The sequence below is a fragment of the Specibacter sp. BI4 genome (genome assembly GCF_056680095.1).
On sequence record NZ_CM155265.1, the window covers coordinates 1131712 to 1150778 of the forward strand.

General features: G+C 61.8%; 25 protein-coding genes. 24 read left to right on the forward strand and 1 reads right to left on the reverse strand.

What is annotated here, in order from left to right; translation table 11 throughout:
• The first annotated feature begins 14 nt into the window (after window positions 1-14).
• From tuf to AC1L6K_RS05310, 4 genes are all read left to right on the forward strand, one after another.
• Window positions 15-1205 (forward strand): elongation factor Tu, encoded by a 1191-nt coding sequence (tuf, locus tag AC1L6K_RS05295; RefSeq protein WP_480951677.1) that lies wholly within the window; start codon window positions 15-17, stop codon window positions 1203-1205.
• 187 nt (window positions 1206-1392) lie between these two features.
• Entirely contained in the window at window positions 1393-1950 is a 558-nt protein-coding gene (locus AC1L6K_RS05300) for a hypothetical protein (RefSeq protein ID WP_480951678.1), read from the forward strand.
• Between the two features lie 4 nt (window positions 1951-1954).
• The gene (locus AC1L6K_RS05305; protein WP_480951679.1) at window positions 1955-2440 is read left to right on the forward strand and encodes an SRPBCC family protein; all 486 of its coding nucleotides are present in this window, start codon (window positions 1955-1957) and stop codon (window positions 2438-2440) included.
• A gap of 421 nt (window positions 2441-2861) precedes the next feature.
• The gene (locus AC1L6K_RS05310) at window positions 2862-6845 is read left to right on the forward strand and encodes a hypothetical protein (RefSeq protein WP_480951680.1); all 3984 of its coding nucleotides are present in this window, start codon (window positions 2862-2864) and stop codon (window positions 6843-6845) included.
• Window positions 6846-6942: 97 nt separating this feature from the next.
• Here the strand turns inward: AC1L6K_RS05310 and AC1L6K_RS05315 are convergent, their stop codons facing one another.
• Complete coding sequence (locus AC1L6K_RS05315) at window positions 6943-8232, reverse strand: MFS transporter (protein WP_480951681.1); 1290 nt, start codon at window positions 8230-8232, stop codon at window positions 6943-6945.
• A gap of 417 nt (window positions 8233-8649) precedes the next feature.
• Between AC1L6K_RS05315 and rpsJ the strand changes: the two genes are divergently transcribed.
• The 20 genes from rpsJ to rplO all read left to right on the forward strand — a co-directional run bounded on the left by rpsJ (window position 8650) and on the right by rplO (window position 18924).
• The gene (rpsJ, locus tag AC1L6K_RS05320) at window positions 8650-8958 is read left to right on the forward strand and encodes a 30S ribosomal protein S10 (protein ID WP_038464699.1); all 309 of its coding nucleotides are present in this window, start codon (window positions 8650-8652) and stop codon (window positions 8956-8958) included.
• Between the two features lie 17 nt (window positions 8959-8975).
• Window positions 8976-9626: a 50S ribosomal protein L3 gene (gene rplC / locus AC1L6K_RS05325; RefSeq protein ID WP_480951682.1), complete on the forward strand. Its 651-nt coding sequence runs from the start codon at window positions 8976-8978 to the stop codon at window positions 9624-9626.
• 4 nt (window positions 9627-9630) lie between these two features.
• Window positions 9631-10467: a 50S ribosomal protein L4, sunset domain variant gene (gene rplD, locus AC1L6K_RS05330; RefSeq protein WP_480951683.1), complete on the forward strand. Its 837-nt coding sequence runs from the start codon at window positions 9631-9633 to the stop codon at window positions 10465-10467.
• Entirely contained in the window at window positions 10464-10769 is a 306-nt protein-coding gene (gene rplW / locus AC1L6K_RS05335) for a 50S ribosomal protein L23 (protein ID WP_038464693.1), read from the forward strand. The genes rplD and rplW overlap by 4 nt, the downstream gene beginning before the upstream one ends.
• A 30-nt stretch (window positions 10770-10799) precedes the next feature.
• Window positions 10800-11639, forward strand: coding sequence for a 50S ribosomal protein L2 (rplB, locus tag AC1L6K_RS05340; RefSeq protein ID WP_480951684.1), 840 nt, complete (start codon window positions 10800-10802; stop codon window positions 11637-11639).
• A gap of 12 nt (window positions 11640-11651) precedes the next feature.
• Entirely contained in the window at window positions 11652-11933 is a 282-nt protein-coding gene (gene rpsS, locus AC1L6K_RS05345; RefSeq protein ID WP_018773666.1) for a 30S ribosomal protein S19, read from the forward strand.
• A 38-nt stretch (window positions 11934-11971) separates the two neighbouring features.
• Window positions 11972-12337 (forward strand): 50S ribosomal protein L22, encoded by a 366-nt coding sequence (gene rplV / locus AC1L6K_RS05350; RefSeq protein ID WP_038464687.1) that lies wholly within the window; start codon window positions 11972-11974, stop codon window positions 12335-12337.
• Window positions 12338-13186 carry a 30S ribosomal protein S3 gene (rpsC, locus tag AC1L6K_RS05355; protein WP_480951685.1) on the forward strand — a complete coding sequence of 283 codons (849 nt, stop codon included), beginning with the start codon at window positions 12338-12340 and terminating at the stop codon, window positions 13184-13186.
• Entirely contained in the window at window positions 13187-13603 is a 417-nt protein-coding gene (gene rplP / locus AC1L6K_RS05360) for a 50S ribosomal protein L16 (protein WP_038464683.1), read from the forward strand. It begins immediately after the preceding gene.
• 2 nt (window positions 13604-13605) lie between these two features.
• Window positions 13606-13929, forward strand: a complete 324-nt coding sequence (gene rpmC / locus AC1L6K_RS05365; RefSeq protein ID WP_480951686.1) for a 50S ribosomal protein L29 — start codon at window positions 13606-13608, stop codon at window positions 13927-13929.
• The gene (rpsQ, locus tag AC1L6K_RS05370; RefSeq protein WP_480951687.1) at window positions 13926-14219 is read left to right on the forward strand and encodes a 30S ribosomal protein S17; all 294 of its coding nucleotides are present in this window, start codon (window positions 13926-13928) and stop codon (window positions 14217-14219) included. Before rpmC ends, rpsQ begins: the two co-directional genes overlap by 4 nt.
• 564 nt (window positions 14220-14783) lie before the next feature.
• Complete coding sequence (gene rplN / locus AC1L6K_RS05375) at window positions 14784-15152, forward strand: 50S ribosomal protein L14 (RefSeq protein WP_480951688.1); 369 nt, start codon at window positions 14784-14786, stop codon at window positions 15150-15152.
• A gap of 3 nt (window positions 15153-15155) precedes the next feature.
• Window positions 15156-15518: a 50S ribosomal protein L24 gene (gene rplX, locus AC1L6K_RS05380; protein ID WP_480951689.1), complete on the forward strand. Its 363-nt coding sequence runs from the start codon at window positions 15156-15158 to the stop codon at window positions 15516-15518.
• Window positions 15515-16093 (forward strand): 50S ribosomal protein L5, encoded by a 579-nt coding sequence (gene rplE, locus AC1L6K_RS05385; RefSeq protein ID WP_480951690.1) that lies wholly within the window; start codon window positions 15515-15517, stop codon window positions 16091-16093. Before rplX ends, rplE begins: the two co-directional genes overlap by 4 nt.
• Before the next feature lie 103 nt (window positions 16094-16196).
• Complete coding sequence (gene rpsH / locus AC1L6K_RS05390; protein WP_038464673.1) at window positions 16197-16595, forward strand: 30S ribosomal protein S8; 399 nt, start codon at window positions 16197-16199, stop codon at window positions 16593-16595.
• A gap of 22 nt (window positions 16596-16617) precedes the next feature.
• Window positions 16618-17154, forward strand: coding sequence for a 50S ribosomal protein L6 (rplF, locus tag AC1L6K_RS05395; protein ID WP_480951691.1), 537 nt, complete (start codon window positions 16618-16620; stop codon window positions 17152-17154).
• 1 nt (window position 17155) lies between these two features.
• Window positions 17156-17527: a 50S ribosomal protein L18 gene (gene rplR / locus AC1L6K_RS05400; protein WP_444529739.1), complete on the forward strand. Its 372-nt coding sequence runs from the start codon at window positions 17156-17158 to the stop codon at window positions 17525-17527.
• Complete coding sequence (gene rpsE / locus AC1L6K_RS05405) at window positions 17524-18234, forward strand: 30S ribosomal protein S5 (RefSeq protein WP_480951692.1); 711 nt, start codon at window positions 17524-17526, stop codon at window positions 18232-18234. Before rplR ends, rpsE begins: the two co-directional genes overlap by 4 nt.
• Window positions 18234-18446, forward strand: a complete 213-nt coding sequence (gene rpmD, locus AC1L6K_RS05410) for a 50S ribosomal protein L30 (RefSeq protein WP_480951693.1) — start codon at window positions 18234-18236, stop codon at window positions 18444-18446. The genes rpsE and rpmD overlap by 1 nt, the downstream gene beginning before the upstream one ends.
• 1 nt (window position 18447) lies before the next feature.
• Window positions 18448-18924, forward strand: coding sequence for a 50S ribosomal protein L15 (rplO, locus tag AC1L6K_RS05415; protein WP_480951694.1), 477 nt, complete (start codon window positions 18448-18450; stop codon window positions 18922-18924).
• Window positions 18925-19067 lie beyond the last annotated feature (143 nt).

Sequence of the window (19067 nt, forward strand, 5' to 3'; positions counted from 1 at the left end):
TCTAGGAGGAACCCGTGGCGAAGGCAAAGTTCGAGCGGACCAAGCCGCACGTTAACATCGGCACCATCGGTCACGTTGACCATGGTAAGACCACGTTGACGGCTGCCATTTCCAAGGTACTTTACGACAAGTACCCCGATCTCAACGAGGCGCGTGATTTCAGCACCATCGACTCGGCTCCCGAGGAGAAGCAGCGTGGCATCACGATCAACATCTCCCACGTTGAGTACCAGACCGAGAAGCGCCACTACGCACACGTAGACGCCCCCGGTCACGCTGACTACATCAAGAACATGATCACCGGTGCTGCCCAGATGGACGGCGCTATCCTGGTGGTTGCTGCGACTGACGGCCCGATGGCCCAGACTCGCGAGCACGTTCTGTTGGCCCGCCAGGTTGGCGTTCCCTACCTGCTGGTCGCCCTGAACAAGGCTGACATGGTTGACGACGAAGAACTCCTCGACCTGGTCGAAATGGAAGTTCGCGAACTGCTCTCCTCACAGGGCTTCGACGGCGACGAGGCACCTGTTGTGCGTGTCTCCGGCCTGAAGGCACTGGAAGGCGATCCCGTTTGGGTCAAGTCCGTTGAAGATCTGATGGACGCCGTTGACAACAACGTTCCGGACCCGATCCGCGACAAGGACAAGCCGTTCTTGATGCCGGTTGAAGATGTCTTCACCATCACCGGTCGTGGAACCGTTGTTACGGGCCGCGCCGAGCGTGGAACCCTGAAGATCAACTCGGAAATCGAGATTGTTGGTATCCGCCCGGTCCAGAAGACCACGGTTACCGGTATCGAAATGTTCCACAAGCAGCTCGACGAGGCTTGGGCCGGCGAGAACTGTGGTCTGCTGCTCCGCGGCATCAAGCGCGAAGACGTAGAGCGTGGCCAGGTTATCGTGAAGCCGGGTTCCATTACCCCGCACACCGATTTCGAAGCCAACGTCTACATCTTGGCCAAGGACGAAGGCGGGCGTCACAACCCGTTCTACTCCAACTACCGCCCGCAGTTCTACTTCCGCACCACGGATGTTACCGGCGTCATCACCCTGCCTGAGGGCACGGAAATGGTTATGCCTGGCGACAACACCGAAATGTCAGTCGTGCTGATCCAGCCGATCGCCATGGAAGAGGGCCTCGGCTTCGCTATCCGCGAAGGCGGCCGCACCGTTGGTTCAGGTCGTGTCACCAAGATCGTCAAGTAGTCTTTAGACTGTTTGAACTCTTATAGGAAGGGTCCCAGCTTCGGCTGGGGCCCTTCCCGTTTAAGCACTGACCCGCGGTAGCCGGCGACGACATGCCCATTGAACGGGAGGTTCGCCGCCCACGGCGGGCCAGTCGATGGGCAGGGTTCCCCATGGCGCGAAACCGGCAGGCCGATAGGCTGGAAACATGGCAATTGGAAAGCAACAGATCCCGGCGGGAACACTCCGAACGGCATCCATCATCATTTTGGCATTTGCCGCAGCCATGCTGCTTTTTGGCTTGAACATGTTTCAGATCGGGAACAACTCCGCAAATACCGCCCGGGACCTCCAGGAGACCGGGAAGCAGGGGACCGTCACCGATGCCCGGGTCAATGTGGGCCGTGCCAATGACGGCCTGCAGCACGTCTTCCGCGTGGAGCTTACATTCGTGGGCAGCGACGGGACGGAACACTCGCTCACCACCAACCACTTTCCCCGCCATCCTTCGCCCAACACTTCCACCCAAGGCTGGGTTGAGGACTTCCCCACGAAGGGTGAAATCGTGGACCAGCCCGTCAGCTACCGGCTGGGTGAGAGTCCCGCCGTCGAACTTGACAGTGAAATTCCGGCCTTGGTCTCCGCCGGTTGGAGCTTCCCCAATTATCTGGGCCTGGCGCTCATGGTCCTTGGTGCTGGTGCTGGTGCGGCCGTCGGCGGAACCGTGAGCTTGGTGCGCGCCGTCCGCCGCCTTCGAGTGGGCTGAGCCCATGCCTCAGGTCATTGCCGAACGGACGGTGCCACTGGATCCGGCCACCGCGTTCAAACTTTCCCAGACCACGGGGGAGTTGCGGCTGAAATGGGACCCGTTCATCCACTCGCAGCATTTTGAAGGTGGTGCCACGCGGGCGGCCAAGGGTGTTCGCACCCGGACCCGGTCCCGGCTGGGGCTGCTGATGGTCAGCGAATACGTTTCCTATGTGCCCGGCCGAAACGTGGGCATGAAGATGGTGTCAGGTCCATGGTTTTTCGCCCAGTTTGGCGGGGGCTGGCGTTTTTCCGGGCACGACGGCGGAACCCGGCTGGTCTGGAAGTACACCTTTTCCTGTCGGCCAGGATGGTTGCGGTGGCTGGCCCATCCGGTGGGCAAGTGGTTGTTGGGGCGCGAAATTGAGCGGCGTATCGCTGCATTTGCGAACGCGTGCGGGGACGCCGGCCTGCTCGCTGAAATGAGCGCGGATTTTGGTGATGGGTAGTTATATCCATTTGATGGCCTAAGTCGATATTTTGTACACCCTGTAGCTTAGGATGGGAACTTACAGTCACTAGGGGAGTCGCATGAACCAGCCTTCGGAACCCGAATTTCCGGCCCAGCGTCCCGCGCCGTCCGCAGTGCAAGAGGCGTACGGCCAGGGTTACTTGGCGGGCCACCTCGCCGGTTGGCGTGATGCCCTTTCATCCCAGGCCGCGAATGTGTCACAGGCGGTCCAGCCTACGCAGGCCGCTCAGTCCGCCCAGCCGATCCCGTCGGGCCAGGCTCCGGCTCCCGTTCACCAATTTGCTCCGGGGCAGGCTGTGCCTCCTGTTCCCACCATCCCGGCGGCACAGGTTGCCGTGGCCCCGGCAAATGCACTGCCGTCACAGTCTGCACGCCCTCAGGCTCCCATCAGCACACCCATGGCGCCTTCGCAGAATGCGATGCCGGCGCCCACGCAACGCCAGGGTGTTCCCGTGGTGCCGCCGCGGATGCAGGCGCCCATGCAGCGGCAGCTGCCGCCAATGCAGCAGCATCCCCGCCTTGTTCCTCTTGACCCTGCCGCGGTGGCAGCCCGGAAGAGCCGGCGGGAAACGCAGAACATCAACATCACCCTGTATGTTGCGAGCCTGCTGATGGTGGCCGCAGCGGCCTTGTTCGTTGGCAGCAGCCAGCCGGTGCCCGTCCGTCTGGGTGGTGTCTGGCTGGCGACGGCGCTCTTCTATGCCGCAGGACTGATGCTGCACAGCAAGGTTGCGCGGCTCAAGCCGGCGGCCGTCGCCTTTACCGGCACGGCCCTGGCGATCATCCCCTTCGCGGGCCTGGCCACATACAACCTGGGCTTCCCCGACGCTCCGGCCGTGTGGCTCGTGACCTCGCTGATTGGCACTGTGGCCTATATCGTCGCGGCGGTGCGGCTGCAAAGCCGGCTGGTTGTGTACCTTTCCCTTGCTTTCCTGCTCTCCACAGCATGGTCGTCCGTGGCGGTCCTGGGTGCCGCCCTGGCCTGGTATTTTGCTGCCCTGATTGTCTTCTCGGCGCTCCTGTCCCTGGCCGGCCACCTGCTGCGCAAGGGTGAGGGCGAACCGAGCCTGTATGCCAAGCCGCTGTCAGATCTGGGTCCCTGGTTTGCGCCCGTCGGCATTGCCGGATCGCTCTTCTTTTCACTGGCCTTGAACGCCGCCGACCACACCCTGGTTTTGCTCGCCGGCGCCATCTACTACGCTGTCATGGCGGCCATCTGTGCCCCGGCCATGCGCAGGTGGAACTACCTGGGCCTCAGGGCCTCCGTGACTCTTGCGGCACCGTTCATAGGCTGGCTGATCCAGCCAGACCTCGCGTGGTCGGCCGGGGCGTTCACGTTGGTGCTGGCCCTGCAGGCCGTTGCCCTGGCCTACCGCCGTGAACAGCTGGCAGTCTTCCTTGGCGATGCGCGATGGGTGGACGTGGACGTGTTCACCAGTGTCCCTGTGGTGGCCGCGGGGTCCATGGCGTGGACCGTTGGCCTGGCCTTGCCCTTTGGTGCGGCATCGGACTACGCACCCTTTGGGGCCCTGGGCCTGGCCGTTGCACTGGCGACGGCCATGGCCGTGGTGCCGGCGTTCCTGCCCAAGGGGGAGTGGCTGCCGCTCCCGGCAGTTGCGGTCACTGTGTTGTGTTCGCCGTTCCTGTCCGCGTCAGACTGGATGGCCCTCACGGCGATTGGCGTGCTCTACTCGGCTGCCCGGCACCTGTCTGCAAGGAAGACCACGGTGGGGCATGCGATGCTGATTGTGGCGCGGGTGTTGGTGAGCGCATTTGCCGCGGCTGCCCTGGCGCACTTCATCCCTGCCCAGCCGGGCAAGGCCCACTTGATCCTCGCCGTCATGGCGGTGATCTCCGCCGCGCAACTGTTGGCCGATGCCATGCTGGCCAAGTCTGGTGCCGGCAACCCGGCCACCAGCTATTCGGCCGCAGCCTGGGCCGTGGTGGGAACCGGCCTGGTGGTGCTGCTCTCGGTCTCTTACGCGGGCCAGGCCAACTTTTCCTTCCTCGGAACGCCGACACTTCCCCAGCTGCGGGTGGAGTTCCTGGTTTCCGCCCTTGCCATGGGCGTGGCCGCGGCCGTGCTGTCCTTGGCGAAGCTGCCCCGCGGCGGGGGATTCTCGGGCGCGGAGCTGGTGGCGCCGTCGTACCTTGCCATTGCGGCACTGTGCACGGGACCGGTGTTCGACGCCGGCGGGGCAAGCCTTGCCTGGGCGGCGGGGCTGGCCTACCTGCTGGTCGCGGGCAGCCTGTTGCACAAGCAGAAGGGAAGCCTGCACCGCTGGACGTACTGGCGGGCGGCCAGGGCAGTGTCGCTGCTGCTGGCCATTGCACTTTTCCAGCTGTGGCGGGAATTCGATCCGGACACGGCCATCGCCGGCACGGCGGTAGGCCTTGGCACCGTGCTGCTCGTGGCGCTGCTTCCGCAACTGGTGATCCTCACGGTGGTGGCGGTTCAGGGCCGGACCGTCGCCGGGATGTCGGTCGACGTCGGGCTGACGCTGGCCGCCGTTGTTCTCGTGGCGGCACCGGCAGCCTTCGCACCGGGTCCTGGGCCCTGGCCGGCTCGGACGGCTGTGGTGCTGGCGGCCGCGGCGGTGGCTGCCCTTGCCGCCTCCGGCACTTTGCGCAGTGACGTCATGCCTGCGGTGCTGTGGGCAGCGCCCGGGGCGCTGGCCATGCTCTCGCTGCTGTCACTGGCCGACCGTCCGCAGGCGGCCGTGGTCGTTGGGATCTTTGCCGCCACCTCTGGCTTCCTCGCGGCCCGGGCGGGCAGCGGACTCCTCAGGGGCCTGCACTTCCTGCTCGCCAGGGTTGCCGTGTTTGGGCTGGCCTGGATTGTGGTCCGGGAGCTGACGGACCACCTCGCAGTGGTGTCGCTGGTGTTGACGGGAGTGCTGCTGCTTCAGCTGGGGTTGCAGTATGTTGCAGGCGTGCCTGGGCGGTTCAATGCGGAGGTGGGGCAGGAGCAGCTCCTGCGGGCCGGGTTGTGGCTGCTGCTGGCAGCGCAGGTCCTGGTGCCCTTCACCTATGTAGTCCAGTCCCGCGGCTTCCAGCCCCAGGGCACTGCGCTTCGGTGGGTGGTTGCGGTTGAACTGGTGGTCCTGGCGGTGTCAGCGTTGGCGGCCCAGCTCTGGTTGAAGCAGCGCGGCGCCTCCTACCTGGCCATTGTTGCCGTCATTGGCGGGGCGGCGGTGATTGCACCAGTGATGTGGCCCGGTGCCACGGCACTGATTCTGCTCGGACTGTGTGTGGCCGCCGTCGCCTGGCGCTGCACCAGCGAGCCGGCCGCGCCTGAGATGCGCTGGTACTGGCTGGTGGCCACGGGCAGCTTCCTCGCCACGGCCACGATTGTGGACAGTGCAGCGGCAACCGGCATTTTTGCCGCGATGTGGCTGGTGGCGGGGCTGGCGCTCCTGGCCGGTGCCCATGCCATGAAGATTTCTTGGCTGACACTGCCCGGCTCACTCATGGTGCTATTGTCCGCATTCCTCTTCCGCAGCCAGGTCTCCGATCTGGTGGAGCGCCCGGGCTATGCGTCCTTCGCCGGGTTCGTGGTGGTTGTGGGCGCCCTGTACATGGTGCGCATGATCCTGCTGTCACTGGTCCGGGACCCGCAGGTGCAGCGCGGAGCCTTGATTTCCGTGGCCCTGGGTGGCGGCGCCTTCTTTGCGCTGTGGACCCTGGGCGATGACACGACGGCGCTGCTGGGCGCAACGGCCTTCACAGCCGTTGCCGTGCTTGGCTGTGTCGAGGCTCCGGCAGCGCGCCGCCGCCTGGCCATGGACTTGGCCGTGATCGCCGCAGCGTTTGTCTGGTTCTGGGCCTGCAGCGTCTATGTTGACTTGGGCGTCTACTGGTTCGTCCAGTGGACGGCAATGGCGCTGGCCGCCCTGGCCGTTATCCGTTACCGGGCCAAGCAGGCGCCGGCCGGCAAGGGACTGCTCATGGCCGCGGCAGCTGCGGCGAGCCTGGGTGGTGTCCTGACCATCTTCAGCGGCGACCCCCTGCAGCAGGTCGTTTCGCTGCTGGTCTTTGTGGCGCTGCTGGCCGTTGGCATGGGGCTTGACGAACGCGTCTTCACCATCTGGGGCGCCGTTGGTGTTGCAACCGCTGTCATTTGGTACCTGCGCGGCTTCACGTACGTATTGCTTGCGCTGCTGGCCTTGGGCTTGATTGCCTTCGCCATTTGGCGGTTGAACCGCAAGAAGCCACAAGGGAACGACGGCGTGCCCGCGGGGCCCGGCGGGCAGGCGCCCCCGTACGGTGCCGGAGCGCCGCAATGGCAGCAGGGTCCGCCGCCGCTGCAATACGCGCCACAGCAATCCGCACCCCTGCCACCCGCACCGCAGTGGCAGCAGGGCCCGCCGCCGCAGCCGTGACGGGGATGGTGGCCGGGACAGCCGACGACGGCAACTCCCTGCCAGCCGACCCGCACCCGGGCGGGGAGGCAACGGGTGCCGGGACGCGCCGTCGTGCTTACCTGACGCCCTTGACCCGCCCCACGGCCCAGGCCCCGGCCAGCGCGGTGACCCCGGAGACCACGAAGAGCAGGGTGAAGCCGCCCACGGCGCTGACCAGCAGGGCCCCGAGCATGGGCGCGAACGCCTGCGGCACAGTCAGGGCAATGTTCATGATGCCCAGGTCCTTGCCGCGGGAGAGCTGGTCCGGCAGCACTTCGGTGGCCAGGGCCTGGTCGACCGAAAGGAAACACCCATAGCCCAGACCCAGCAGGCCCGCCGCGACGGTGGCGGCCTCCAGGCTGGGGACGAAGGCCAGGATCAAGGCGGCGGCGGCCTGGAGCACGGAAGCACCAAACACAAATACGCGGCGCCGGCTCAATTTGTCGGAGAGCCGGCCCAGCCACAGCGATGCGACAATCACAAAGAGCATGTAGATCAGTGTCAGCAGAATAAGCGAGCCCTCGGCGTCGGGCACCTTGAGGCCGTACATGAGGAAGTACAGCAACAGGCTGGTGCCAAAGGCGTTGCCGAGGTTCACCAGAATACGGCTCAGCAGGGTCCAGCCAAAGTCGGGGAACAGCCGGGGACTGATCCACATGCCCTGCAGCAGGGACCGCCAGGTAAGCGGCGACACCAATCCCGGCGGGAGCACGGCATCGGGCACCAGGAGCAGAAATGGCAGTCCAAGCACCACCAACAGGCCCGCCAGGAGCGCATAGCCGCCGAAGGTGCTCAGCCCCAACGCTGTCACCAGCACCAGGCCGGCGATGATGCCGATTGCCTGCGGCGCAGATATCCAGCCCGACACGTAACCGCGCTGGCCGACCGGCACCTGGTCGGAGATCGCCGCCGTCAAGGCCGCTGTGAGGACGCAAAAGAACGTGCTGGCCGCCACCCAGCAGATCCCGATCCCCGGCAGGGACGTCTGAATGCCAAGGAAGACCAGGGAGATGGCAAAGCCCGCCGTCCCTGCAGCGATCCAGGGCCGACGGCGGCCGAAACGGGACGTGGTGCGGTCGGAGAGTGCGCCGGTAAGCGGGTAGGCGACGAGGGCAAAGGAACCTGCGATGCCTGAAATGTAGCCGAAGCCAAGGACGTTTTGAACCCAATCAGTGGTGTTGAGGAATTTCTCCAATTGCAGGGGGAGGAGGAGCTGCACCGGCGTCAGCTGAGCAATCCACACACCAAACCAGCTCAGTGCAAAGAATGAGATCCACCGCCCGCCAACCCTGTGGGTGGGGACTGCCGCCATTGAGCCCATGGTTGAGGGCCCGGACACCCCGCCATCTCCCGTGACTTTACTCACGCCTGTAGCATCTCACGCCTGTCAAGGACGGTCCCGGAGCGGTATTTCCCCGCTGCAGCAGTGAACAACGTGCATGCCCCGATTCGCGTTCAGCCGCAGAATCCGGCATACTTATTGAGTTGTTCAAGTGCTTTTTCGTGTCCCGGTCGAGATAATGCTCGATGCAGGGTCCAAGCTGAAGCCCAAACATAACCTTCCTTCGCATAGTTAGTGCGGGTACGTGCGTGAATTATTCGCGACACGCCCGACCGCGGGGGTCGGAGCTTCGATGGATTGAGGAACCCGGAATTATCCGGATTCAGTTCGTTGGAAGCGTGGCTGTGAATGCCACATTTGAACAGGAAAAGTAAACAGCGTTTACGTCAACAGCATTGCTCCTACAGGATGCTTCGTTACAGGAAAGAGAGTCACGACGCCATGGCGGGACAAAAAATCCGCATCCGGCTGAAGTCATATGACCACGAGGTTATTGATGTTTCAGCCCGGAAGATCGTTGAGACGGTCACGCGCGCAGGCGCAACGGTAGTAGGCCCCGTGCCGCTGCCCACCGAGAAGAACATTTACTGCGTAATTCGTTCGCCTCACAAGTACAAGGACAGCCGCGAGCACTTTGAAATGCGCACGCACAAGCGACTGATCGACATCATTGATCCCACGCCCAAGGCAGTTGATTCGCTCATGCGTCTCGACCTGCCGGCCGACGTGAACATCGAAATCAAACTGTAGGGAGGTGCTGAGAAACTATGACCGCGACCCGAAACACTAAGGGCATCCTGGGCACGAAGCTCGGCATGACCCAGGTCTGGGACGAGAACAACTTGCTTGTTCCTGTAACTGTCGTCCAGGCCGACTCCAATGTCATCACCCAGCTGCGCAACGCAGAGGTTGATGGCTACGTAGCGATCCAGATCGGCTACGGCCAGATCGATCCTCGCAAGGTAACCAAGCCTTTGGCTGGTCACTTCGCAAAGGCAGGCGTCACGCCTCGCCGCCACGTCGTCGAGCTGCGCACCGCAGACGCCGACACCTACGCCCTCGGCCAGGAGCTCTCAGTTGAGATCTTCGAAGCCGGCCAGAAGGTCGACGTCGTCGGCACTTCAAAGGGTAAGGGCTTTGCCGGTGTCATGAAGCGTCACGGCTTCCACGGCGCCCCGGCCTCGCACGGTGCACACAAGAACCACCGCAAGCCCGGTTCCATCGGTGGCGCGTCCACCCCAGGCCGCGTTTTCAAGGGTATGCGCATGGCAGGCCGTATGGGTGCCGAGCGCGTAACCACCATGAACCTCACGGTTCACGGTGTTGACGCCGAGAAGTCGCTGCTGCTGATCAAGGGTGCCGTTCCCGGCGCCCGCGGCCAGGTCGTATTCGTACGCACCGCCGTGAAGGGAGCATAAGTAAATGGCTACTGTAAAGGTTGACCTGCCTGCTGAGATCTTCGACGTACAGACCAACGTGCCCTTGTTGCACCAGGTTGTCGTAGCTCAGCTTGCTGCTGCCCGCCAGGGTACCCACAAGACCAAGACCCGCGCCGAAGTATCCGGTGCAGGCCGCAAGCCGCATGCTCAGAAGGGTACAGGTCGTGCCCGTCAGGGTTCCATCCGCGCCCCTCACATGACCGGTGGTGGCGTTGTCCACGGTCCGACCCCTCGCGACTACAGCCAGCGCACACCCAAGAAGATGAAGGCTGCTGCCCTGCGCGGCGCCCTCTCCGACCGGGCACGCAACGGCCGTATCCACGTCATCGCTGAACTGGTTGCCGGCACCACGCCGTCCACCAAGGTTGCAATGGCCACCTTGGCTGCCGTAACAACGCGCCGGAACGTGCTCGTTGTTATCGAGCGCGCCAACGACGTTGCCGCCTTGAGCGTCCGCAACATCACCAACCTGCACGTCCTGTACGTTGATCAGCTCAACACCTACGACGTGCTCGTTTCCGATGACATTGTCTTCACACGGGCTGCCTACGACGTCTTCGTCTCCGGCCGCGCCGCCTCTGAGGCTTTCGCCTCGAGCATGCTGCTGGTTGAAGACCTGGTTTCTGAAGAAGCCGAAGATGATGCCCAGGGCACCATCAAGGGCAACAAGGACTCCATGAAGTACCACGTGCCTGGTTCACGCTGGTATGACGCCACTGTGGCCGAGGTTTGGTTCGCAACGGTCGAGGAGGCCAAGGCCGCAGGCTTTGTTCCCGCCGGCGGCGAAGCTGCCCAGACTATTGAGGAGGACGCCAAGTGAGCGCCGTCACCATCAAGGATCCGCGCGACGTAGTGCTTGCACCCGTCGTCTCGGAAAAGAGCTACGGCTTGATCGACGAAGGCAAATACACCTTCCTGGTCGACCCCCGCTCGAACAAGACCGAGATCAAGCTGGCCGTGGAGAAAATTTTCTCCGTCAAGGTCGACTCGATCAACACCATCAACCGTGCCGGTAAGCGTAAGCGCACCAAGTTCGGATGGGGACAGCGCAAGAACACCAAGCGCGCCATTGTCTCCCTTCGCGAGGGCACGATTGACATCTTCGGCGGTCCGCTTTCTTAAGCGGAGACCACTTTAACGAGGAAATATACTATGGGAATCCGTAAATACAAGCCGACAACCCCGGGCCGTCGCGGCTCGAGCGTTGCCGACTTCACAGAAATCACGCGGTCGACGCCGGAGAAGTCTCTGGTCCGTCCCCTGCCCAAAAAGGGTGGCCGCAATAACACTGGTCGTATCACGACTCGTCACAAGGGTGGTGGCCACAAGCGTGCCTACCGTCTGATTGACTTCCGTCGTCACGACAAGGATGGCGTCAACGCCCGTGTAGCTGAGATCGAATACGATCCCAACCGCACAGCGCGCATTGCCCTCCTGCACTATGTTGATGGCACCAAGCGCTACATCATCGCCCCGAACAAGCTCAGCCAGGGCGATTTCGTGGAAGCCGGCGCCGCAGCTGACATCAAGCCTGGCAACAACCTCCCGTTGCGCAACATCCCCGTGGGTACTGTTATCCACGCTGTGGAGCTGCGTCCCGGCGGCGGTGCCAAGATGGCTCGTTCAGCTGGTGCCTCTGTTCAGCTCGTAGCCAAGGAAGGCAAGTTCGCCCAGTTGCGTCTGCCCTCCGGCGAAATCCGCAACGTTGATGCGCGCTGCCGCGCGACCATCGGCGAAGTTGGCAACGCTGAGCAGTCGAACATCAACTGGGGCAAGGCTGGCCGTATGCGCTGGAAGGGCGTACGCCCGACCGTCCGCGGTGTTGTCATGAACCCTGTTGATCACCCGCATGGTGGTGGTGAAGGTAAGACCTCCGGTGGACGACACCCGGTCAACCCGAACGGTAAGCGCGAAGGCCGTACCCGCCGTCCCAACAAAGAGAGCGACAAGCTGATTGTTCGTCGCCGCCGTACTGGCAAGAACAAGCGATAGGAGCCTGGAGACATGCCACGTAGCCTGAAGAAGGGTCCCTTCGTTGACCAGCACCTCTTTGTTAAGGTAGCTCGGGAGAACGAAAAGGGTACCAAGAACGTAATTAAGACCTGGTCCCGCCGCTCGATGATCGTCCCCGATATGTTGGGTCACACGATCGCCGTGCATGACGGACGCAAGCACATCCCCGTGTTTGTTACCGAGTCGATGGTCGGGCACAAGCTCGGCGAATTCGCCCCCACGCGGACATTCCGCGGCCATGTCAAGGACGACCGTAAGGGCAAGCGCCGCTAGGCGCCTGCATTTACGGCTAAGACGAGAGAGAGATAGCAATGGAAGCCAAGGCAAGTGCGCGTCATCTGCGCGTAACGCCTATGAAGGCCCGGCGCGTCGTCAACCTGATTCGTGGCAAGCAGGCGAATGAGGCATTGGCGATTTTGAAGTTTGCCCCACAGGCAGCTTCGGAGCCGGTATTCAAGGTAGTCCAGTCCGCAGTGGCTAACGCCCGCGTTCTGGCAGATCGCGACAGCGTCGCGTTCAACGAGAACGATCTGTACATCAGCGAAATCTTCGTTGACGAAGGCCCGACCATGAAGCGGTTCCAGCCGCGTGCTCAGGGTCGTGCGTTCCAGATCAAGAAGCGCACCAGCCACGTAACTGTGGTTGTCGCTACACCCGAGAAAGAGGAGGTTCGCTAAGTGGGACAGAAAGTAAACCCGCACGGATTCCGACTCGGGATCACCACGGATCACCGTTCACACTGGTTCGCGGACAGCAACAAGCCCGGCCAGCGGTACAAGGACTTCGTAAAGGAAGACATCCAGATCCGCGCACTCATGTCCACGGGCATGGATCGCGCCGGCATTTCCAAGGTTGAGATCGAGCGCACCCGTGACCGTGTTCGTGTGGATATCCACACAGCACGCCCCGGTATTGTCATCGGTCGCCGTGGAGCAGAAGCAGACCGCATCCGCGGCGAGCTTGAAAAGCTCACCGGCAAGCAGGTTCAGCTGAACATCCTGGAAGTCAAGAACCCGGAAGCAGACGCTCAGCTTGTTGCCCAGGGCATCGCCGAGCAGCTGACTTCACGTGTGGCTTTCCGCCGCGCGATGAAGAAGGCAATGCAGTCCGCTCAGCGCACCGGCAGTGTCAAGGGCATCCGTGTCGCTTGTGCTGGTCGCTTGGGTGGCGCTGAAATGTCACGCACCGAGTTCTACCGCGAAGGTCGTGTGCCCCTGCACACCCTGCGCGCCAACATCGATTACGGCTTCTTCGAAGCCAAGACCGTGTTCGGCCGCATCGGTGTCAAGGTCTGGATCTACAAGGGCGATGTCACGTCCAAGGAACTGGCTGCCCAGGCAGCTGCTGCTCCTGCCCGTGGCCGCGGCCCGCGCCGTGACGGCGATGACCGCGGAGCCCGCGGTCCCCGTGCCGGTGGCGACCGTCGTCGCAACGACCGTCCTGAGCGCACCGAGGCAGCTGCCCCGGTTCAGGCTCCTGTAGCTGCAGAGGTTGCGGCTCCGGCAGTAGAAGGAGGACAGGCTTAAATGCTTATCCCACGTCGAGTAAAGCACCGCAAGCAGCACCACCCGGGTCGTTCCGGGCAGGCTACTGGCGGTACCACGGTTTCGTTTGGTGAGTGGGGCATTCAGGCTCTTTCGCCTGCATATGTAACCAACCGCCAGATCGAGTCCGCTCGTATCGCCATGACCCGTCACATCAAGCGTGGTGGCAAGGTGTGGATTAACATCTACCCTGACCGTCCCTTGACGAAGAAGCCTGCCGAAACCCGCATGGGTTCCGGTAAGGGTTCGCCCGAGTGGTGGATCGCAAATGTCAAGCCCGGCCGTGTTCTTTTTGAACTCTCCGGTGTATCAGAAGAGGTAGCACGCGAGGCATTGCGCCTGGCAATCCACAAGCTGCCGTTGAAAGCACGCATTGTGCGTCGCGAAGGTGGTGAGTAGAGATGTCCATTGGTTCCAAGGAACTTGCCCCTGCACAGCTTGACGGGTTCGATAACGCACGTCTGGGCGAAGAGCTCCGTAAGGCTAAAGAGGAACTGTTCAACCTGCGCTTCCAGTCGGCCACCGGCCAGCTGGAAAGCCACGGACGGTTGCGCGTTGTAAAGCGCGACATCGCCCGCATCTACACGGTGCTGCGCGAACGCGAGCTGGGCATTCGCCCGGACGTGGTTGCCGCTGCACCCGTGGAGAAGGCCTCCAAGAAGGCTGACAAGGAAGCCAAAAAGGCCTCCAAGAAGGCTGAAACACCCGAGGAGGACGCCAAGTGAGCGATTCTGTAAACAACACTGAAGCCGCGGAGACTGTTGTCCGCGGCGATCGCAAGAAGCTTCGCGGCTTCGTCGTCTCCGACAAGATGGACAAAACCATCGTTGTCGAGGTCGAAGACCGCGTCAAGCACGCCCTGTACGGCAAGGTTCTGCGACGCAACAAGAAGTACAAGGCTCACGATGAAGAGAACAGCGCCGGCATCGGCGACCTGGTCATCATCAGCGAGACTCGCCCGCTGTCCGCCACCAAGCGGTTCCGCCTCGTCGAGATCCTCGAAAAGGCCAAGTAGGCGGTTCACGCACCTGTGCGTGGCTGAGTACTAAATTGTTGGGCCCGTTGCCACTTGTGGCGGCGGGCCCAACGCCGTTTAACACCCCGATGCTCGACGGCGTGACGCCGAGAATCAGCGCTGGTGCCGGTGTTCTCGTAGGCGACGTAAAGGAGACAATAAGGCCGCCGCGGCCGGTTGTCGGATAGTGCCGAGAGAATGCCGATACCAGCGCGAAGGTGCGTGGTGTGGGGGAGGTAACGCTTTTGGCGGGCCGGCAGCGTACGGCCAGGTTCCGCCGTCGTGCTAGGATTATTTATTGCTGCGCTTTTTCTGTGTGACCGTTTTCGGTCGCGGCAGTCAGGTGTGCAATTTCCTCGTAAATACTCGTGCCACTACAAACTTCCGTTCGGTCATGGAATTTTTCCATGCAGCCGGTGCGGAAAGTGCAGTTGGCATGAGGTATTTAGGCGTGTTTTGGCAAAATCCAGGCACGTCGAGAGACATCCCGAACAATACGTTCCGCAAGGCTTGTCCATAGAAGTTTGTATGGCCAAGAACCGGCGCGACGAACAGGAGATACTAGTGATTCAGCAGGAGTCGCGGCTTAAGGTCGCCGACAACACGGGGGCCAAGGAAATCTTGACCATCCGCGTTCTCGGTGGATCTGGGCGCCGCTACGCAGGTATTGGCGACACCATTGTCGCCACCGTCAAGGATGCAATTCCCGGCGGTAACGTAAAGAAGGGTGACGTCGTCAAGGCTGTCATCGTTCGCACCAAGAAGGAACGCCGCCGTGCGGATGGTTCCTACATCAAGTTCGATGAGAATGCAGCAGTGCTTCTCAAGACTGACGGGGACCCCCGCGGTACCCGTATCTTCGGCCCGGTCGGCCGTGAACTTCGTGACAAGAAGTTCATGAAGATCATCTCGTTGGCTCCGGAGGTGCTGTAACTTATGGCAAAGATCAAGAAGGGTGACCTGGTTCAGGTCATCACAGGCGCCAAGGCTGAACGTGGCGGCGACCGTGGCAAGCAGGGCAAGGTCCTGAAGGTGTACTCCGAAACCAACCGCGTGTTGGTCGAGGGCGTCAACCGTGTTACCAAGCACACCAAGGCCGGTCAGACCGAACGTGGCACCAACACTGGTGGCATCGAGACAGTCGAGGCACCCATTCACATCTCCAACGTTGCTGTAGTGGATCCGTCCACGAAGAAGCCGACTCGCGTTGGCTACCGCATCGACACCGTTGAGCGCGATGGCCGCGAGCGTCAAGTACGCATCCGCGTTGCCAAGACCTCAGGGAAGGACCTGCCATGAGCGCCTCAGTTGCAGAGAACACGATCACTCCTCGCCTGAAGGCCCGCTACGCAGCGGAAATCAAGGCGTCCTTGATCGAGGAATTCAGCTACGGGAACGTCAACCAGGTTCCGCGCCTGGTGAAGGTTGTTGTCAACATGGGTGTTGGAGATGCCGCAAAGGACTCCAAGCTTATCGACCACGCCGTCCGTGACCTCACAGCCATCACCGGCCAGAAGCCCCAGGTTTCCAAGGCCCGCAAGTCGATTGCACAGTTCAAGCTGCGCGAAGGCATGCCGATCGGTTGCCACGCAACTCTGCGTGGAGACCGCATGTGGGAATTCCTTGACCGGTTGGTCACCCTCGCACTGCCCCGTATCCGCGACTTCCGCGGCCTCAGCGGCAAGCAGTTCGACGGCAACGGCAACTACACCTTCGGTCTGACCGAACAGGTTATGTTCCACGAGATCGACCAGGATTCCATTGACCGCCCCCGCGGCATGGACATCACCGTCGTTACCACAGCCAAGACAGATGACGAAGGCCGCGCGCTGCTCAAGGCGCTTGGCTTCCCGTTCAAATCCGAAGATAAATAATCTACGTAACAGGTCCGTTCGGCGGGCATGAAGTGTTGAAATCTGATTTCACCCCTTCAGTGCCACGCGAAGGAAACCGTTACGAGGAAGGGCAAGCGCCCAAATGACAATGACAGATCCTGTCGCAGACATGCTTACGCGTCTGCGCAACGCAAACTCGGCACACCACGACACAGTGTCCATGCCGTTCAGCAAGCTCAAGGGCCACATCGCCGACATCCTCAAGGCACAGGGTTACATCACTGCCTGGAAGGTTGAAGACGCTGAGGTTGGCAAGAAGATGACCATCGACTTGAAGTACGGACCTGCACGCGAGCGTTCAATCGCCGGCCTGCGCCGCATTTCCAAGCCCGGACTGCGCGTTTACGCAAAGTCCACAAACCTCCCCAACGTGTTGGGTGGGTTGGGTGTCGCCATCCTGTCGACGTCTTCAGGTCTTTTGACCGACCGTCAGGCTGCCAAGAAGGGCGTGGGTGGGGAAGTCCTCGCCTACGTCTGGTAGTAGAGAGAGAAGGGAAAGAACTATGTCACGTATTGGACGTCTCCCCATCTCCGTGCCTGCCGGCGTCGAGGTCAAGGTTGATGACAACCTGGTTTCCGTCAAGGGCCCGAAGGGAACGCTGGAACTCACTGTTGCCAGCCCCATCACGGTTGCACTCGAAGAAAGCACCGTCACGGTCAGCCGCCCCAACGATGAGCGCAACTCGCGTTCACTCCACGGTTTGACTCGCACCCTCATTGACAACCTGATCATCGGTGTCACTGCTGGCTACGAGAAGAAGCTGGAAATTGTTGGTACCGGTTACCGTGTAGTCGCCAAGGGCAAGGACCTGGAGTTCGCTCTTGGTTACAGCCACCCGGTTGCCATTCTGGCACCCGAGGGCATCACACTGACAGTCGAGAGCCCCACTAAGCTCTCCGTGTCAGGCATTGACAAGCAGCAGGTGGGCGAAGTTGCTGCCAACATCCGCAAGCTGCGCAAGCCCGACCCGTACAAGGGTAAGGGCGTACGCTACGCCGGCGAAATCATCCGCCGCAAGGTCGGAAAGGCTGGTAAGTAACATGGCACTGTCCGTAAGAGGAAAGTCCAAGGCCGCAGCACGCGGCCGTCGTCACCTGCGCGTTCGCAAGCGCGTCAGCGGCACCACTGTACGTCCGCGTCTCGTGGTCAACCGTTCAGCCCGCCACGTATTCGTGCAGGTCATCGATGACACCCAGGGGCTGACCCTGGCGTCGGCATCGACCCTGGAAGCCGATCTGCGCGCCTTCGACGGCGACAAGACCGCCAAGGCCAAGCGCGTTGGTGAGCTCGTTGCAGAGCGTGCCAAGGCTGCCGGCATTGAAGCTGTTGTCTTCGACCGTGGCGGTAACCGCTACCACGGCCGTGTCGCAGCCATTGCTGATGGCGCACGTGAAGGCGGTCTGGCACTGTGACCGAGAACATTAACAAGGAGAACACTGTGTCAGAAGCAACTGCAACTGACGGTGCAGCCGCGAAGACCGAGACAGCTGCAGGCGCCGATAACGCCCGTGGCCGTGGCGGCCGCGACGGTGCTCGTGGAGGCCGCGAAGGCGGTCGCGACGGTGGCCGTGGCCGTGGGCGCGACGGTGGACGCGAGGCTGAAAAGAGCCAGTTCATCGAGCGCGTTGTCAACATCAACCGCGTTGCCAAGGTTGTCAAGGGTGGTCGTCGCTTCAGCTTCACCGCGCTCGTCATCGTTGGTGACGGCAACGGCCTGGTTGGCGTCGGCTACGGCAAGGCCAAGGAAGTTCCCGCAGCTATTGCCAAGGGTGTTGAAGAAGCCAAGAAGTCCTTCTTCCGCGTTCCCATGATTGGCAAGACCATCCCGCACCGCGTACAGGGTGAAGCCGCTGCCGGCGTCGTTCTGCTGCGTCCGGCTGCTGCTGGTACAGGTGTTATTGCCGGTGGCCCGGTCCGCGCCATCCTGGAATGCGTTGGCATCCATGACGTGCTGTCCAAGTCACTGGGTTCCTCCAACGCCATCAACATTGTTCACGCAACTGTTGCTGCCTTGAAGGGCCTGGAAGATCCCAAGGCTGTTGCGGCTCGCCGCGGCCTGCCTTTGGACGAAGTTGCTCCGGCTGTGCTGTTGCGCAATATGCAAAAGGCAGGTCTGTAATGACTACACCGAAGAATGTTCAGGTTTCCGAAAAGAAGCTGGAAATCACTCAGGTTAGGGGCGTCGTTGGCGCCAAGCAGTTCCAGAAGGATACCCTTCGCTCACTGGGTCTCAAGCGCATCGGTCACACTGTTGTCCGCTCGGCTGACGCAGTGACTGTTGGCATGATCAACACGGTTCCGCACCTGATCAAGGTTGAGGAGACGAAGTAAAGTGGCTGAGAAGACTACTGAAACTGCTGAAAAGCAGAACGCACTGAAGGTCCACCACCTGCGTCCCGCACCCGGTGCCAAGACGGCTAAAACCCGTGTCGGCCGTGGTGAAGGATCCAAGGGTAAGACCGCTGGTCGCGGTACCAAGGGTACCAAGGCCCGCTACCAGGTCAAGGCTGGCTTTGCCGGCGGCCAGTTGCCGCTGCACATGCGCCTGCCGAAGCTGCGTGGCTTCAAGAACCCGTTCCGCGTTGAGTTCCAGGTTGTAAACCTGGACAAGCTGAACGAGCTCTTCCCCGAAGGTGGCGTTGTCACCGTCGAGGCATTGGTTGAAAAGGGCGCGGTTCGCAAGAACCAGCTCGTGAAGGTGCTCGGCACCGGCGAAATCACCGTCAAGGTTGATATCGCCGCCGACGCGTTCTCCACCAGCGCAGTACAGAAGATCACTGCTGCAGGTGGCACCACCACTGAACTGTAGAAAGTTCACAATTGCGCACATCTAGCGACTAGACTCTTGGTGGGCGGAGCTCATGTTCCGCCCGCCAGGGGTCTTTCGTTTTGTTGGGCGTGTGTCATTTTGGGCGAGTCTTCGGGTTTGTTCGACGGTCACAGTTTCAAAGA